Annotated in this window: 18 protein-coding genes; 12 read left to right on the top strand and 6 right to left on the bottom strand. The window is 71.6% G+C overall.

Features of this window, described 5'->3' with window-relative positions:
- Positions 1–244: 244 nt before the first annotated feature.
- From ACFYY1_RS20465 to ACFYY1_RS20455, 3 genes are all read left to right on the top strand, one after another.
- Complete coding sequence (locus ACFYY1_RS20465) at positions 245–703, top strand: helix-turn-helix domain-containing protein (RefSeq protein WP_388587333.1); 459 nt, start codon at positions 245–247, stop codon at positions 701–703.
- A gap of 27 nt (positions 704–730) precedes the next feature.
- Positions 731–1,375: a hypothetical protein gene (locus ACFYY1_RS20460; RefSeq protein WP_388587330.1), complete on the top strand. Its 645-nt coding sequence runs from the start codon at positions 731–733 to the stop codon at positions 1,373–1,375.
- Between the two features lie 159 nt (positions 1,376–1,534).
- Complete coding sequence (locus ACFYY1_RS20455) at positions 1,535–1,876, top strand: DUF2516 family protein (protein WP_388587328.1); 342 nt, start codon at positions 1,535–1,537, stop codon at positions 1,874–1,876.
- Here ACFYY1_RS20455 and ACFYY1_RS20450 read toward each other — a convergent pair.
- The 3 genes from ACFYY1_RS20450 to ACFYY1_RS20440 form a co-directional block, all read right to left on the bottom strand.
- Positions 1,858–3,213, bottom strand: coding sequence for a PP2C family protein-serine/threonine phosphatase (locus tag ACFYY1_RS20450; RefSeq protein WP_388587325.1), 1,356 nt, complete (start codon positions 3,211–3,213; stop codon positions 1,858–1,860). The two genes, ACFYY1_RS20455 and ACFYY1_RS20450, sit on opposite strands and share 19 nt — an antisense overlap.
- 384 nt (positions 3,214–3,597) lie before the next feature.
- Positions 3,598–4,674 (bottom strand): C40 family peptidase, encoded by a 1,077-nt coding sequence (locus ACFYY1_RS20445; protein WP_388587323.1) that lies wholly within the window; start codon positions 4,672–4,674, stop codon positions 3,598–3,600.
- 206 nt (positions 4,675–4,880) lie between these two features.
- Positions 4,881–5,657: a class I SAM-dependent methyltransferase gene (locus tag ACFYY1_RS20440; RefSeq protein WP_351258425.1), complete on the bottom strand. Its 777-nt coding sequence runs from the start codon at positions 5,655–5,657 to the stop codon at positions 4,881–4,883.
- 183 nt (positions 5,658–5,840) lie between these two features.
- Between ACFYY1_RS20440 and mshA the strand changes: the two genes are divergently transcribed.
- From mshA to ACFYY1_RS20425, 3 genes are all read left to right on the top strand, one after another.
- Positions 5,841–7,193, top strand: a complete 1,353-nt coding sequence (gene mshA / locus ACFYY1_RS20435; protein WP_388587321.1) for a D-inositol-3-phosphate glycosyltransferase — start codon at positions 5,841–5,843, stop codon at positions 7,191–7,193.
- A complete protein-coding gene (locus ACFYY1_RS20430) occupies positions 7,186–7,728 on the top strand; it encodes a YbjN domain-containing protein (RefSeq protein WP_388587319.1) in 543 nt (180 codons plus the stop codon). The genes mshA and ACFYY1_RS20430 overlap by 8 nt, the downstream gene beginning before the upstream one ends.
- A gap of 221 nt (positions 7,729–7,949) precedes the next feature.
- The gene (locus ACFYY1_RS20425) at positions 7,950–9,692 is read left to right on the top strand and encodes a glycosyl hydrolase family 28-related protein (protein ID WP_388587570.1); all 1,743 of its coding nucleotides are present in this window, start codon (positions 7,950–7,952) and stop codon (positions 9,690–9,692) included.
- Positions 9,693–9,727: 35 nt separating this feature from the next.
- Here the strand turns inward: ACFYY1_RS20425 and ACFYY1_RS20420 are convergent, their stop codons facing one another.
- Positions 9,728–10,738 (bottom strand): phosphotransferase family protein, encoded by a 1,011-nt coding sequence (locus ACFYY1_RS20420; RefSeq protein ID WP_388587317.1) that lies wholly within the window; start codon positions 10,736–10,738, stop codon positions 9,728–9,730.
- Between the two features lie 188 nt (positions 10,739–10,926).
- On the opposite strand from ACFYY1_RS20420, the gene ACFYY1_RS20415 reads away from it, so the two are divergent.
- A complete protein-coding gene (locus ACFYY1_RS20415) occupies positions 10,927–11,718 on the top strand; it encodes a hypothetical protein (protein WP_388587314.1) in 792 nt (263 codons plus the stop codon).
- Between the two features lie 166 nt (positions 11,719–11,884).
- Positions 11,885–12,172 carry an SCO0607 family lipoprotein gene (locus tag ACFYY1_RS20410; RefSeq protein WP_388587311.1) on the top strand — a complete coding sequence of 96 codons (288 nt, stop codon included), beginning with the start codon at positions 11,885–11,887 and terminating at the stop codon, positions 12,170–12,172.
- Between the two features lies 1 nt (position 12,173).
- Here ACFYY1_RS20410 and ACFYY1_RS20405 read toward each other — a convergent pair whose 3' ends face one another.
- The gene (locus ACFYY1_RS20405; protein WP_388587309.1) at positions 12,174–12,416 is read right to left on the bottom strand and encodes a hypothetical protein; all 243 of its coding nucleotides are present in this window, start codon (positions 12,414–12,416) and stop codon (positions 12,174–12,176) included.
- Positions 12,413–12,661, bottom strand: a complete 249-nt coding sequence (locus tag ACFYY1_RS20400) for a hypothetical protein (RefSeq protein ID WP_388587307.1) — start codon at positions 12,659–12,661, stop codon at positions 12,413–12,415. The genes ACFYY1_RS20405 and ACFYY1_RS20400 overlap by 4 nt, the downstream gene beginning before the upstream one ends.
- Before the next feature lie 145 nt (positions 12,662–12,806).
- On the opposite strand from ACFYY1_RS20400, the gene ACFYY1_RS20395 reads away from it, so the two are divergent.
- The 4 genes from ACFYY1_RS20395 (at position 12,807) to ACFYY1_RS20380 (ending at position 14,813) form a co-directional block, all read left to right on the top strand.
- Positions 12,807–13,457, top strand: coding sequence for an AAA family ATPase (locus ACFYY1_RS20395; RefSeq protein ID WP_388587304.1), 651 nt, complete (start codon positions 12,807–12,809; stop codon positions 13,455–13,457).
- Positions 13,454–13,849 (top strand): hypothetical protein, encoded by a 396-nt coding sequence (locus ACFYY1_RS20390; protein WP_388587301.1) that lies wholly within the window; start codon positions 13,454–13,456, stop codon positions 13,847–13,849. Before ACFYY1_RS20395 ends, ACFYY1_RS20390 begins: the two co-directional genes overlap by 4 nt.
- 193 nt (positions 13,850–14,042) lie before the next feature.
- Entirely contained in the window at positions 14,043–14,345 is a 303-nt protein-coding gene (locus ACFYY1_RS20385; protein ID WP_388587298.1) for an SDR family oxidoreductase, read from the top strand.
- Positions 14,346–14,375: 30 nt separating this feature from the next.
- The gene (locus tag ACFYY1_RS20380; RefSeq protein WP_388587295.1) at positions 14,376–14,813 is read left to right on the top strand and encodes an NUDIX domain-containing protein; all 438 of its coding nucleotides are present in this window, start codon (positions 14,376–14,378) and stop codon (positions 14,811–14,813) included.
- Positions 14,814–14,837: the final 24 nt, after the last annotated feature.

The following is a 14,837-nucleotide window of genomic DNA, read 5'->3' as shown; positions in this document are numbered from 1 at the left end:
TTGCCTCTGCCTGCCGGTGGGGCTCCGGCCACGACTCGTGGCCCACGTGCCTGCCACACGTCGCCGACCAGTACCAGCCGCACCGGTTGAGGCGTCGGCTCGGATGTCCGGAGATCTCCGGGACCGCCCGGACGTCACGGAGACAGGGCACTCGCCACGGTTCCGTGGGGCCGGACGAGTGGTGTAGCGCACTTTTGCAAGCGGGTGCTTGCAAAAGTTAGCAGCGGTGGCGCACCATCGGGGTATGGCATCCCTCAACGTCGGCAGTCTCGGTGAGTACCTGCGCGAGCAGCGGCGCAACGCGCAGCTGTCGCTGCGGCAGCTCGCCGATGCCGCCGGGGTGTCCAATCCCTACCTCAGCCAGATCGAGCGCGGGCTGCGCAAGCCGAGCGCCGAGGTGTTGCAGCAGGTCGCCAAGGCGCTGCGGATCTCCGCCGAGACCCTTTACGTACGGGCCGGGATTCTGGACGAGCGGGAGCGGGAGGAGCTGGAGACCCGGGCGGTGATCCTGGCCGACCCGTCCATAAACGAGCGGCAGAAGAGTGTTCTGCTGCAGATCTACGACTCCTTCCGCAAGGAGAACGGGTTCGAGCCCGGACCGGAATCCGGCGTCGCCGCCGGATCGGAGACCGGCGACGAGTCGACGCCCTCCGCGCATGCACAGCCCGAGAAACCCTCACAGCCCGAGAAACCCTCACACTGAGCCCGATGATCCGGGAGGACCACAGTCATGGCCATCACCGATGACCTGCGCAAGACCCTCACCGACCCGACCCCCCTCTACTTCGCCGCCGGTACGGCCGATCTCGCCGTCGAGCAGGCGCGCAAGGTCCCGGCGCTGATCGAGCAGCTGCGTGCCGAGGCGCCGGAGCGTATCGAGGCCGTGCGCAACACCGACCCCAAGGTCGTGCAGGAGAAGGTGACCTCGCAGGCCAAGGAGGCGCAGGCCACCGTGCAGGCCAAGGTCACCGAGGTGATCGGGTCGTTCGACAGCGACCTGCGCAAGCTCGGCGAGAGCGCGCAGGACCTGGCGCTGCGGAGCCTGGGTGTGGCCGCGGAGTACGCGGTGCGGGCCCGGGAGACGTACGAGAAGGTCGCCGAGCGCGGCGAGCAGACCGTGCGGAACTGGCGGGGCGAGACGGCCGAGGAGATCGTCGAGATCGCCGTCGTCGTCGAGCCGCGCAAGGAGTCCAAGCCGACGGGCACCGCGAGGACCCAGCCGGCCGCCAAGCCCGGTCCGGCGAAGGCCGCGCCGGCGCCGAAGCCCGCGCCGAAGGCCGTCAGGCCGGAGAGCAAGGCCCCGGCCGCGCCCGCCAAGAAGGCGCCCGCGCGCAAGCCCGTCGCGAAGAAGACGACTCCGCCGAGCGCGAAGTAGCCGGAGCGGGGGATCCCCGTCCGTCCCACGGCGCCTGCGGCGGTGCTGTGGCGCCGAAGTGTGTGGCGGGGTGCGGGCCGGGCACCATCACGGTGCCCGGCCCGTTGCCCCGGTACCTTGGCCGCGAGGCGCTCATCCATCTATTAGGCGGTGCACACCATGTTGCTCACAGGCTTCAGCACATTCGTCCTGCTGCTCCACGTGGCCATGATGGTGCTGGCGGTGGTCGCGCTGGTCATGGCCGCGGTGGCCCGTGAGGATGCCTACCCGGCCGCGGACAAGCAGAAGAAGTCCTTCTGGCTGATCATTCTCGGCCTCGCTGTCGCTGTGAACCTGCTGAGCCTCTACATGTCGGTGCTGTTCCTGCAGATCGCGGGCGTGGTCGCGTCCATCGTCTTCCTGGTGGACGTGCGGCCCGCGCTGCGGGCGGTCTCGGGCGGAGGCCGGCGCGGCGGCTCCAGCAGCGACGGGCCGTACGGGCCCTACAACGGCGGGCGCTGAGCGTTCGCGGCGTTCGCGTTGCGGGGCCGGGGGATGCTCCGGCCCCGTTCGCCGTCCGGGGCCCGGCGGCGGACGCTCTCCTGGTCGCGGTCGAGCAGGAGCACCGCGACGTCGTCGGTGAGTTCGCCGCCGTTCAGCTCCCGCACCTGGGCGACCGCGGCCTCCAGGAGATCCTCGCCGGTGAGCCCCTGCGCCAGCTGCTGATTGATCATCGCGACCATGCCGTCCTGGCCCAGCCGCTGAGTGCCGACCGGACCCATGCGCCCCTCGATCAGCCCGTCCGTGTACATCATCAGGCTCCAGGTGGAGCCGAGATCCACGTGCCGGCGCGGCCAGCGTGCGCGCGGCAGCAGCCCCAGGGCGGGGCCGCCGTCCTCGTACGGGAGCAGGCGCGCGGCCTGTCCCTGCCGGGCGATCAGCGGGGCGGGGTGGCCCGCCAGGCAGAGTCCGGCGCGCCGGCCGTCGGGGGCGATGTCGACGGTGCAGAGCGTCGCGAAGATCTCCTCGCTCTCCCGCTCGTGCTCCAGGACCTGCTGGAGGGTGGAGAGCAGTTCGTCGCCGCAGAGCCCGGCCAGGGTCAACGCCCGCCACGCGATGCGCAGTTCCACGCCGAGCGCCGCTTCGTCGGGGCCGTGCCCGCAGACGTCGCCGATCATCGCGTGGACGGTGCCGTCGGGTGTACGGACCGTGTCGTAGAAGTCCCCGCCGAGCAGCGCGCGGCTGCGGCCGGGGCGGTAGCGGGCCGCGAAGCGCAGATCGGAGCCGTCGAGCAGCGGCGTCGGGAGCAGGCCGCGTTCGAGGCGGGCGTTCTCCTGGGCGCGCAGCGTGGACTCGGTGAGCCGGCGCTGGGCGACGTCGGCGCGCTTGCGCTCGACGGCGTACCGGATGGCGCGGCTGAGCAGCCGGCCGTCGAGTTCGTCGCGGAAGAGGTAGTCCTGGGCGCCGACCCGTACCGCCTCGGCGGCCAGCGCGGTGTCGTTCTGCGCCGTGAGGGCGAGGACGGCGTGACGCGGGGCGATCCGCAGGACGTGTTCGAGCGTGGCGAGCCCGTCGGGGCCGGGGCCGGCCGTGTCACCCGTCCCGGAGGCGCGGGTCTCGCCGCCGGTGGGCAGGGCCAGGTCCAGCAGTATGCAGTCGACGTCGTCCGTGAGGAGCCGGCCCGCCTCGGTCAGGTTGCGGGCGGTGCGGATACGCACCCTCGTGCCGGCCGCGGCCGGGAGCTCGGGGACGGTGAAGGTGCCCGTCGGGTCGTCCTCGATCACCAGGAGGGTGAGGACGGCGTCGTGGGAGGCCTCCGCAGCGGCGTCGGTGCGTTGCTGCGGTACGGGTTCGGGCATCGATTCGGGTTTCCTTCCCTCCCCCCGAGGGCGCGGCGGACCGACGATCGACGATCTGCCAGACGGGGACGATAGCGGGCTGTGGCGGTGGAACGGAATGGCGTTCCGTGATGGGCCTCCGGCATATGCACAGGCATAAGCCGCGTCAGGTCACGGATCCGGCGAGATGTACCGGCTCCGGGGCGGGTGTCGGGACATGACAAAGGTCACGCGGGCGGTGGGCCACGGGTGGCGCGGGTCACGCCCGTGCGGCACGGGTGGTCCGGGCCCCTCGTGCGAGGGCGCGGGGCACCTTCGCGCAGACGCTCCGGCGGACGCTGTGCGGAGCCCTCCGCGTGGATGCCGCGCGGAGGGGGGCGCGGAGGAGTACGCGGAGGGGCGGGCCTACTTGTCCGGGCGTACGACCCCGAGTATCTGCATCGAGCCCGCGCCCGCCAGCGTGACGTTGCGGCCGGGGCGGGGGGCGTGGACGATCGCGCCGTCGCCGATGTACATGCCCACGTGACTGGCGTCACTGTGGTAGATGATCAGGTCGCCGGGGCGCATGTCCTTGATCGCTATGTGCGGCAGCAGTCGCCACTGCTCCTGCGAGGTGCGGGGGATCGGCCGGCCCGCCGCCAGCCAGGCCTGGGACGTGAGCCCCGAGCAGTCGTACGACTTGGGGCCCTCGGCGCCCCAGACGTACGGCTTGCCGATCTGGTCGGTCGCGAAGGCCACCGCCTTCTTGCCGCGCGCGCTCGCCTCGCGGTTGATCTCCTTGAGGGCGCCGGAGCTGAGCCAGGCCGTCTGCTGCTTGTACTCGGCCTCCTGCTCCAGCTTGAGCAGGCGGGCCCGCTCCTCCTTCTTGAGCTGTGACTCCAGCTTCTTCGCCGCGGCGATCTGCGCGTTGATCTTCTTCTTGGCCTTGGCCTGCTTGACCCGGTTGGCTTCGAGCTTCTTCCAGTTGGTGCTCGCGTCCTTGGTGTACGTCTCCAGGTCCTGCTGGGTCCTGGTCAGTTCGCCGAGCACGCCCTGGGCGGCCTGCTGGCCCTCCCTGACCCGGCTCACCCCGTCCAGGAACAGCTGCGGGTCGTCGCTGAGCATGAACTGGGCGCCCGGCGGCAGCCCGCCGGTGCGGTACTGCTCGCGGGCCTGCGCGCCCGCCTGGCTCTTGAGCTCGGCGATCTTCGACTGGCCCACGACTATGGCGCGGGCCAGCTTCACGATCTCGCCGGACTGCTTCTCGGCCTTCTCCTCGGCGAGGTTGTACGCGTCGGTGGCCGCCCCGGCCTTGCGGTAGAGGGCGTCGATCTCCTTGCGCACCTCTTCGAGGCTCTTCTTCGGCGCCTTGGAGCCGGAGCCGGAGCCGGAATCGGACGGGGGCGGCGGCGTGGGTTTGGCGAAGGCCTGGACCGGCGTGATGAGCACGGACAGCGCGCAGACCAGAGTGATCGCGGCTGAGGCACAGTGACGTCGGTTCACGAGATCCCCCCGAATGAATCTGATTTACCGTCAGTAACTTTTCGCCGATGTCGAGATCGTGCCATGCCGTACCGAAAAGCAACAGAGGCGCACGGTCGCAGTCCTGACGGTCGCTCTCCCCTTTCTCTGGACGAACGATGTCCCGTCCGCGTTCCCGTCCGCCTCCCCGGATCCGGCCCCGCCGCGTCCGTTCGGCGTGAGTCGGGTCATGGGTTGGGCTGGAGAGCGGCCCATTTCACCGTGACTTCGCCCTGGCGCCACCGCCGTACCCCGTCGGCCAGCGGCCAGTCGCCCGACAGCGACCGCACCGCCGTGATCCAGCGCTGCCGGGCACCCAGCGAGGCGTACGGGGCCGCCGCGGCCCACGCCCGGTCGAAGTCCCGCAGGAACGCGTGGACCGGTTCGCCCGGCACATTGCGGTGGATCAGCGCCTTGGGCAGGCGTTCCGCCAGGTCGGAGGGGCGGTCCAGGGAGGCGAGCCGGGTCGCGAACGTGACCGTGCGCGGCCCCTCCGGGCCGAGCGCCACCCACACGTGCCGGCGCCCGATCTCGTCGCAGGTGCCCTCCACCAGGAGCCCGCCCGGCGCGAGGCGGGCGCACAGCCGGCGCCAGACCGCGGCGACCTCGCCCTCGTCGTACTGGCGCAGCACGTTCGCCGCCCGGATCAGATCGGGGCGCTCGGGGAGCGGGATCTCGAACCCGCCGTGCAGGAAGGTCAGGCCCTCGCGTTCGTACGGCTTCGCCGCCGCGACCCGCTCCGGATCGATCTCGACGCCGACCACGGCCGTGCGCGGCTCGGCGGTGCGCAGCCGGTGCAGCAGCTCGACGGCGGTCCAGGGCGCGGCGCCGTACCCGAGGTCGACGGCGACGGGGTGGGCGGCGCGGCGCAGGGCCGGGCCGTGGGTGGCGGCGATCCAGCGGTCCATGCGGCGGAGCCGGTTCGGGTTGGTGGTCCCGCGGGTCGCGGTGCCGATGGGGCGCATGACAGCGAGCGTAACGATCGCGCGGGCGGGTGACGCGCGCCGGTGCACGCGCCCCCGGGTGCGACGCACGCTCCGTAATGATTTGGTAAAGCGGAAATGAAAGGAGAGATTCCGCTGTTGCAGCCGTTCGCAGGGGCTCGGGTCCCTCGGCCGTCATGCCCTGAGTGAGGAGGACCGGACGACGTGAGCCAGTACGTCTCCCGGCTCGGCAGCAGCCGGGTCGCACCGCGCCTCAGGTTCCCCGCCGCGTTCCCCGGCGGCCACCGCAAGCCCCGCCGCATCGCGATGCTCTCCGTGCACACCTCGCCGCTGCACCAGCCGGGCACCGGCGACGCAGGCGGCATGAACGTCTACATCGTGGAGCTGGCCAGGCGGCTCGCCGAGATCGGCATCGAGGTCGAGATCTTCACCCGGTCCACCACCGGCGGGCTGCCCCCGGTGGTCGAACTGGCCCCCGGCGTCCTGGTCCGGCACGTCGACGCCGGACCGTACGAGGGGCTGGCCAAGGAGGAGCTGCCCGCCCAGCTCTGCGCCTTCACGCACGGCGTGATGCAGGCGTGGGCCGGTCAGCGCCCCGGCTACTACGACCTCGTCCACTCCCACTACTGGCTCTCCGGCCATGTCGGCTGGCTCGCCGCCCAGCGCTGGGGCGTCCCGCTCGTCCACGCCATGCACACCATGGCGAAGGTCAAGAACGCGGCGCTCGCGGAGGGCGACACCCCCGAGCCGGCGGCCCGTGTCATCGGTGAGACCCAGATCGTCAGCGCGGCCGACCGGCTGATCGCCAACACCACCGAGGAGGCGGACGAACTGGTCCGCTTCTACGACGCCGGTCCCGGGTCCGTCGCCGTCGTCCACCCCGGGGTCAACCTCGACCGCTTCAGCCCCGCCGACGGGCGGGCCGCGGCACGGGCGCGCCTCGGGCTGCCCGGGGACGCGCTGATCCCGCTCTTCGCGGGCCGCATCCAGCCGCTGAAGGCCCCGGACGTGCTGCTGCGGGCGGTCGCCGTGCTGCTGGACCGCGATCCCACGCTGCGCTCCCGGATGGTCGTGCCGGTCGTCGGCGGCCCGAGCGGCAGCGGCCTCGCCAAGCCGGAGGGGCTGCAGAAGCTGGCGGCACGGCTGGGCATCGCCGACGTCGTACGGTTCCAGCCGCCGGTCGGCCAGGACCAGCTCGCCGACTGGTTCCGGGCCGCCTCCGTGCTGGTCATGCCCTCGCACAGCGAGTCCTTCGGCCTGGTCGCCATAGAGGCGCAGGCGGCCGGCACCCCCGTCGTCGCGGCGGCCGTGGGCGGCCTCCCGGTGGCGGTACGGGACGGGGTCAGCGGCTTCCTGATACCCGGGCACGACCCGCAGGCGTACGCGCAGGCGCTGGCCCGGTTCGCCGACGCGCCGGAACTCGTCGCCCGGATGGGCGCCGCGGCCGCCGCGCACGCCCAGGGCTTCGGCTGGGACACCGCCGCGTCCGCTACGGCCGACGTCTACACGGCCGCGATGCACGAACACCGCCGTCGCGTACGCTCGCACCATGGCTGACGCACCCGACGACGCACCCGATGGAGCGGCACCGGCCGAAGCGGCGACGGCACGGGCCGCGCGGGTCATCGAGGCGACTCTGCAGGACGCCGGGCTCGAATGGGAGAGCCCCGCGCCGGGCGATTACGTGGTCAAGCTGCCCGGCACGCGCAAGCTGTCCACCACCTGTTCGCTGCGGGTCGGCAGGCACTCGCTCTCCCTCAACGCCTTCGTCGTCCGCCACCCGGACGAGAACGACGCCGCGGTCCACCGCTGGCTGCTGGAGCGCAACCTCCGCCTCTTCGGAGTGAGTTACGCGATCGACGGGCTCGGCGACATCTATCTGGTCGGCAAGCTGCCGCTCTCCGTGGTCACCCCGCAGGAGCTGGACCGGCTGCTCGGCACGGTCCTCGAAGCCGCCGACGGTTCCTTCAACACCCTGCTGGAGCTGGGTTTCGCGAGCGCGATCCGCAAGGAGTACGAGTGGCGGGTGTCGCGCGGCGAATCGACGCGCAACCTCGACGCGTTCACGCATCTGACCCAGCGCCCGGCCTGATGACCCGTGGGCCGGGCTCCGGCCATCGGCCATCGGCCATCGGTCATCGGCTTGACCGACCGACCCCGCCTGGCTGGCCTCGCCTGACCGACCACTCCTGACCCGACGCGCCTGAAGATTCTCCGGTGCACGCACCTTTCGGTGTGCCGGAGAGGCGTGCCATGCTCGCCGCCGACGCAGATATGAACGTCGTTCACATGGATGAAAGGCGGCTCGGATTCATGGCGATCGGATTCATCGAGAACAAGGGGAACAAGGGGAGCAGGGGAAGCAAGGGGAACATCGGCAGACGCGGGTTGCTGGCCGGCGCCGTGGCCGTCGCCGCGACGGCGGTCACCGGCACCACCGGCGGCGGCACGGCGGCCGCCACGGGCCGGGCGGCCGGTGGCGGGCCCCGTACGGCCACCCCGCTCTGGCGGGAGTTCGCCGCCGCCCCGTTCACCCACCCGCAGATCCCGTTCATCGGCCGGGCCGGCTACCGCGGCGGCTCCCACCCGCCCCGCCGCAGCGGCCGGGGCTTCACCGCCGATGTCCGGCGCTACGGCGCGATGCCCGACGGCTCCGCCGACGCCGCCCCCGCGATCAACCGCGCCATCGCCGCTGCCGGAGAGCGTGGCGGCGGCACGGTGCTCATCCCCGAAGGCACGTACCGCATCGACGACATCATCCGGATCGGCCACAGTGACGTGGTGGTGCGCGGCGCGGGCAGCGGGCGCACCAAGCTGTACGCGACCAGGAACCTCACCGAGCTGATCGGGGCGTACGGCAGCCGGTACGGCGGCGACAAGTCCAGCTGGTCCTGGGCGGGCGGCCTCATCTGGCTCTGCCCGAAGGACCGTTGGGCCTCGCTCACCGAAGCGATCCGGGCGAAGGACTGGCCCTTCGAGGGCTGGACCGGCAACCGCCGCGACGAGTGGCGGACCCTGACCGCCGTCGCCCCCGCCCGCCGCGGCGACCGCTCGGTCACCGTCGACGACCCGACGGGGCTGCGGCGCGGCGCACTCGTCCTGCTCCGCCTCGCCGACGACGCCGGCCACACGCTCCTGGAGCACATGGCGGGCGGCGGCCCCGGCCCCGAGGCGTACCGCTGGGACGACAAGACCAAGCTGACCTCGTACGTCCCCTACGAGTGGCCGGTCCGCGTCACCTCCGTACACGGCCGCCGGGTCACCCTGGAGCGCCCGCTCCCGCTCGACGTCCGCCCCGAGTGGGACCCGCGGCTGACCACCCTCGTCACCCCGCTCACCGGCTCCGGCGTCGTGGGCCTCACGCTGGAGGCGGTCGAGACCCCGCAGTCGCCGCATCTGCTCGACAAGGGGTACAACGGCGTCGCGTTCCAGTGCGCGTACGACTGCTGGGCCGACGACATCACCGTCCGCCACGTCGACAACGGCTTCGGGCTGATCGCCGCCTCCGCCTGCACCCTGCGCCGCACGAAGGTCGCGGGCCGGGGCTCGCACCATCCGTACTACTGCCGCGAGGGCTCGCACGACAACCTGATCGAGGACTTCACCGTCGAGCGGCGCACCGTACCGGCGCCCGCCGGGACCCAGTTGCACGGCATCAACGTGGAGGGCCTGTCCAGCTACAACGTCTGGTCGCGCGGCGTGATGGAGATGGGCACCTTCGACTCGCACCGGGGGATGCCGTTCGCCGGCGTCCGCACCGACATCACGGTCGAGAACAACGGGAGGCACGGCGGCGACGCGAGCGCCGGGCCGCTCTTCGGCGCCCGCTTCACGCACTGGAACATCCGGGTCACCAACGGCCGGGCGGGCCTGATGCGGATCGACGGACTCGCCCCGTACAGCGCGACGGTCGGCATCAGCGAGGTGACGGAGTTCGACCAGATCGACGTCCCCGACTTCACCGGCGACCTGCACACCCGGCTGGAGGCGTACGGCACCCCGGAGGCGGTGTGGCCGCCCAATCTGTACGAGGCCCAGCAGGCCCTGGACGGCTGAGGGCTGAAGCGGGCGGAGGGGGTGGGCGCTGTGGCTCAGCCGCCGGTCCGCAGCGCCGACTCCGCGTCCGCCAGGGCCGATTCGAGCTGCGGGGCGACCTGCGCCCACGCCCGGTCCAGGTCCGCCCGGGAAGCGCGGCGCGGGACGGTCTCCACCAGCATGATCAGGTAGAGGTAGCAGCGGTAGAGCGCGAGCCGCAGCCGCACCGACGCGTCGAACACCAGCGGCCGCCCGCCGCCGTCCGTGTATCCGGTGAGGAAGTCCTCGTCCTGCTCCATGTCCTCGAACAGGGCGAGCGATACGAAGTCGGCGACCGGGTCGCCCCAGAACATCCGCTCGCCGTCCACGATCCCGCCGATGCTCCGCGCCCCCGGCCCGCCGTCGACGAGGAGGTTGCCCTGCCACAGGTCGAAGTGGACCAGGGCGGGGCGTGCGACGTCGTCGAGCACCGGCGACGCGGCGGCGAGCAGGCCGCGGATCGCGGACGTCGGACGTGGCAGCCGGGCCCGGTAGGTGTCCGCGTCGGAGAGGACGGCATCGGTCATCGCGGTGAACGCCTGCCGCCAGGTCGGCGCCAACGGGCCCAGGGCCAGGGAGGGATACCCGAATCCGTCCGGGCCGGTGACGCCGTGCAGCCGGGCGACGATCCGCCCCAGGTCACCGCGGAGCCGGCGTACTTCCGCAGTGGACAGCGAGCCGGGAGCGAACGCGCTCCAGGGGCGGCCCGGGCACGCCGACATGATGACGTACGGGCCGGTGGGGGCGGCCGGGTCGAGCTCGCTGTGCAGGACGCGGGGGACCGGAGCCGAACCGTCCGCCAGGGCGTGGAACGTGGCCTCGTTGACCAGCAGATCGCGCTCGTAGCCCATCAGCGTTCCGGGTGTCGCGGGCGGCGGGATCTTCACCACCCAGTCGCTGCCGTCCGTGAGCGTCACCCGGGAGACCGAGTTGAACGTGCCTCCGGTGAGCGGCGCGCACGCGGCGATCCGGTCCTCCGTCATGCCGACGGAGCGCAGGACGGCATGGGTTGTTCCGTCAGTCTGCATGGGGTGATCGCACCTCCGTGTCGGATTCCGGTTCCGGTATGAACTCGCCGCGTGGGGCAGTGCGTTCACAGGAAGATCACAGCGCCGTCACGATCACATCCCGTGCCCGACTTGATTGATCATCAAACCATTTTTCGCTCATAGAGTGAGCAAAACCGAACACCCTGCTCATAGAGACGGACCGGACCATGCGTTCCACCGCCATACGCCGTACCGCTGTTGCCGCCACCGCGGTGTCCCTGGCCCTCTTCGCCACCGCATGCGGCGGCTCGGACTCCGGTTCCGGTGACAAGGGGGCGGACGCCAAGGGCAAGGAGTCCGCGTCCGCCGCGCCCGCGGCCAAGGCGCTGACCGCCGCCGAGCTGGAGAAGGCCGTGCTGGCCCAGGGCGACGTCAAGGGGCACAAGATCTCCAAGGCCGCGGCCAAGGACACGATCTCCGTCGACGACATCAAGACCGACAAGGAGGTCTGCGCCCCCCTCACCAACGCGCTGATGGGCGCGGAGGTCGGCGAGCCGGCCGCGTTCACCAAGCGCACGGTCGTCAGCGAGCCGAAGAAGGCCGACCCGGCGAAGCAGGACGGCGGGGACGTCGAGGACGCCTTCAAGGCGGCGTTCGACATCACGACGACGCAGCTGGCCCTCGGTTCGTACGACGGCAAGGGCGCGCAGGAGTCGGTGGCCGCGCTGCGCACCGCGGCCACCGAGTGCGCCGGCGGCTTCGGGTTCACGGCGGCCGGTGAGAAGCAGAAGGTCACCAAGATCACCGAGGAGCAGGTCAAGGGCGGCGAGGAGGCGGCTGCCTGGACCGTGCAGCTGGAACAGGACGGGGAGAAGGCCGAGCTCAAGCTCGTGGCCATGCGCCAGGGCGCCTCGTTCGCCTCGTTCTCCTCGATGAACATGGCCGTGCTCGCCGGTGAGGTCGAGGACTTCGAGCTGCCGACCGCGGTGGTCGAGGCGCAGGCCGCGAAGCTTGCGTAGCGGCGCGGGGGCGGACGAGTACCTGACGCCCCAGGCGTGAGTATTCGTACTCACGATCTACATTTCGCGCTCCGTGCAGGCTGGTGGTACCAACCAGCACGGAGGAGCGACTATGCACAGGATCAGCCGAACCGGCCGGGCGGCGTCCGCGAGGAGCGGGCGCCGCGTGAGCCGCCGCGCGGCGGGACTCGCCCTGGCCGCCGCGACCGTGGCGGCGCTGACCACGGGCTGCTCGATGCAGGACGCGATCTGCGGCGGCGGCGAGTACCCGGTCATGACGATCGGGGCCACCGGATCGGCCTGCGTGCCCGACGACGAGGACCCGCCGAAGGGGTACGTCCGCTACCCGGAGGGCAAGGTCCCCGAGCACGTGGACGACAAGTGGGACATGTACTGGCGGACCCACAGCGTGGACAAGGACGGCAGGATCATCGAGGTCCCCGCCGGCTCCTGACTCACGGCAGCGGGACGAGCCTCACGACGGTGACGATCAGGACGGTCCCGGAGACGTAATAGAGCACGATCGCCCCGGCGACCGTCGCCTCGCGGCGGTCGCGCTCGCTCTTGACGGCCGACGACCCGTGTCCGTACGGGTCGAGGCCCAGGGTGCGTGCCATCTGGGCGCGGAAGGTCTCCCCGTCGCGCATCTTGGCCAGGGAGTCGTCGGCGGGCGGTGCGTAGGAGATGCGGTAGCTCAAGCGACGCTCCGCCTCTCGGCCTCGTCCTGCGCCAGCCGGTCCAGGATCCGCTCGGCCTCCGGATCGGGCACGGCCTCCAGCATCCAGTGCCGCATCACGGCCTGGATCTCGTGCACACCCGCCTCGTTGATGGCGCGGTCGAACTCCGCGCGTCTCTCCTCGGGCAGTGTGGCGCGGATGGCCGGAATGCTGTTGGGCACGTCGACCTCGGCACCGCCGACGAAGGTTTTCAGGGGCTTGCCCATGGTTGCTCTCCCCGCTCTCCTTGCATCCTCCGCACGGCCCGTCCGGCCGGTTCCGGTCGGTTCCGTCCTCGCGCGGGCCGGTGCTCGGGCCACGGTAGCGCCGGCGCCGACGGCGGACACGGAACCCACGCGATACGTTCGCCCCGTGACAGCGACAACGTGGGACATATTGCTGATCGGTGGGGCCTCGGGCGTCGGCAAGAGCCGGGTGGCGGCCCAACTGGCCGGTGCATCCGAGGAGTCGAAGGGGTTCCTGGTCGAGTTCGACGACGTGGTCAGCGCCGTCGAGGCCATGACGACGCCCGAACACCACCCCGCACTCCACCACTTCGGCTCCGCCCCCGAAACGGCGTGCCTCACCGTCGACCAGGTACTGGACCTCCAGATCGCCACCGCCAGGGCCCTCGAACCCGCGGTGCTCGGCGTGGTCCGCAACCGCCTGACCGTCGACGTCCCCGCCGTGATCGAGGGCGACTACCTCACCCCGGCCGCCGCGGCGGAGGCGATCCGCGAGGGCCGGACGGCCGGCCGCCGGGTGCGGGCGGTGTTCCTGCACGAGCAGGATCCGGAACAGATCCTCGCCAACTACGCGGCCAGGGAGCCCGAAAGCGGTGAACAGCGCCACCGCGCCCGGGTCAGCGCCGCGTACTCGCACTGGCTCGCCGACCAGGCGGCCCGGCACGGCCTTCCGGTGGTCGAATGCCGCCCCTGGGACGGCCTCGCGGGGCGGGTGGAAAGGGCGTTGGGCCGGACCGGACCCGTGATGTCACACCCCGCCCCTACGCTCGGACCATGAGCGTTTCCCTCTACTACAGCGCCCGCCGGGCACAGCCACTGACGTCCGCCGAGTCGGCCGCCGTCGAGCGCGTGGTCGGCGCGCGCGCTCAGTCGTTCCCGTACGACGAAGAGGAGAGCCTGTATCTGTACGACGTCGACGGCCAGATCCTCACCGGGTCCACGAAACTGCCGATCGACCCCGACCGGTGGCTGCCGGTCATCGTCCATGTGCTCGACTCCGTCACCGAGTTGCGCCGCGCGCTCGGGGACGCGCAGTGGCACGTCCACATGGACGACGTCGACGTCCCGTGGGACGAGACGGAGGGGTACGCCCTGCCGGGGATGCGGTCCCCGGAACTCGCGGCCGAACTCGGCGGCCTCTGCGACGACCCTGGCGAACAGGGCGGGTGAGGGGGAGGGGTGCGTTCGGCGTTCGCGGTGCGTCAGGCACTGGCTGTTGATTTGGGCGTCGGTGGCCGTCATCGAGAGGCATGGGAGGCATGGACGAAGGGGCACAACCGCTGAGAGCGACGACGCTGGGAGAGGGGCAGCCTCCGGCGCGAGCCGCCCGCTCACGCAATTCCTGGGCCTCGGGAAATCCGCTGTGCCGGCGGAGGCGTGCGCGCATGTCCTGGAGCGCGGCCTGACCCGCTCCCTCGCCCGCGAACTGGGCCCGTGCGGGATCTGCGTCAACACGGTCATGCCCGGCGCCATCCAGGTCGAGGCCGAGAACGCACTCCCCGTCCAGCACCGGGCGCGGCCGGAAGACCAGGTCAAGCGCCAGTGCGTCCCGCGCCGCGGTCGGCCCGAGGACGTCGCGGCCCTGGTGGCGTTTCTCGTAGGCCCTTCCGCCTCGTTCATCACTGGGCAATCCGTCCACGTCGACGGCGGCTGGCTGCTGCACTGAGACCGCCAACAAGCAAGGAGACGAACCGAAATGATCGAACGAGTCCGCGCCGTCCTCGTCACCGCTGACGATACGATGCTGGTCATCCGCCGTACCAAGCCAGGCATCCCCGAGTACTGGGTACTGCCCGGCGGTGGCGTCGAACCCGGCGACGAGTCCCGGGAGGCAGCCCTCCACCGGGAGATCCACGAGGAGATCGCGGGGAAGGCCGACATCATCCGCCTCCTCCACACGATGGAGTCCGACGACGAGCGCCAGCTCTTCTACCTCGCCCGCATCGACACCTGGTCCTTCGACGACCGCACCGGTCCCGAGTTCAGCGCCGAAGGCCGAGGCGAATACGCGCTGGAGGAGATCCCGCTGACCGAGGAGGGGCTCGACGGCATCGACCTCAAGCCCGAGGAGATCGCGCACGTCCTACGAGGAGTTATCAGCAGCGGAAGCCTCGGAGGCACGGCAACGCTCTGAGGACTTGGCGGAGTGCCGGGGAGG

Source organism: Streptomyces sp. NPDC001890 (assembly GCF_042891445.1).
In the GTDB taxonomy this organism is placed as follows: Bacteria; Actinomycetota; Actinomycetes; order Streptomycetales; family Streptomycetaceae; genus Streptomyces.
Note: the sequence above shows the minus strand (reverse complement) of the source record. Positions and strands in the feature narration are given on the sequence as shown.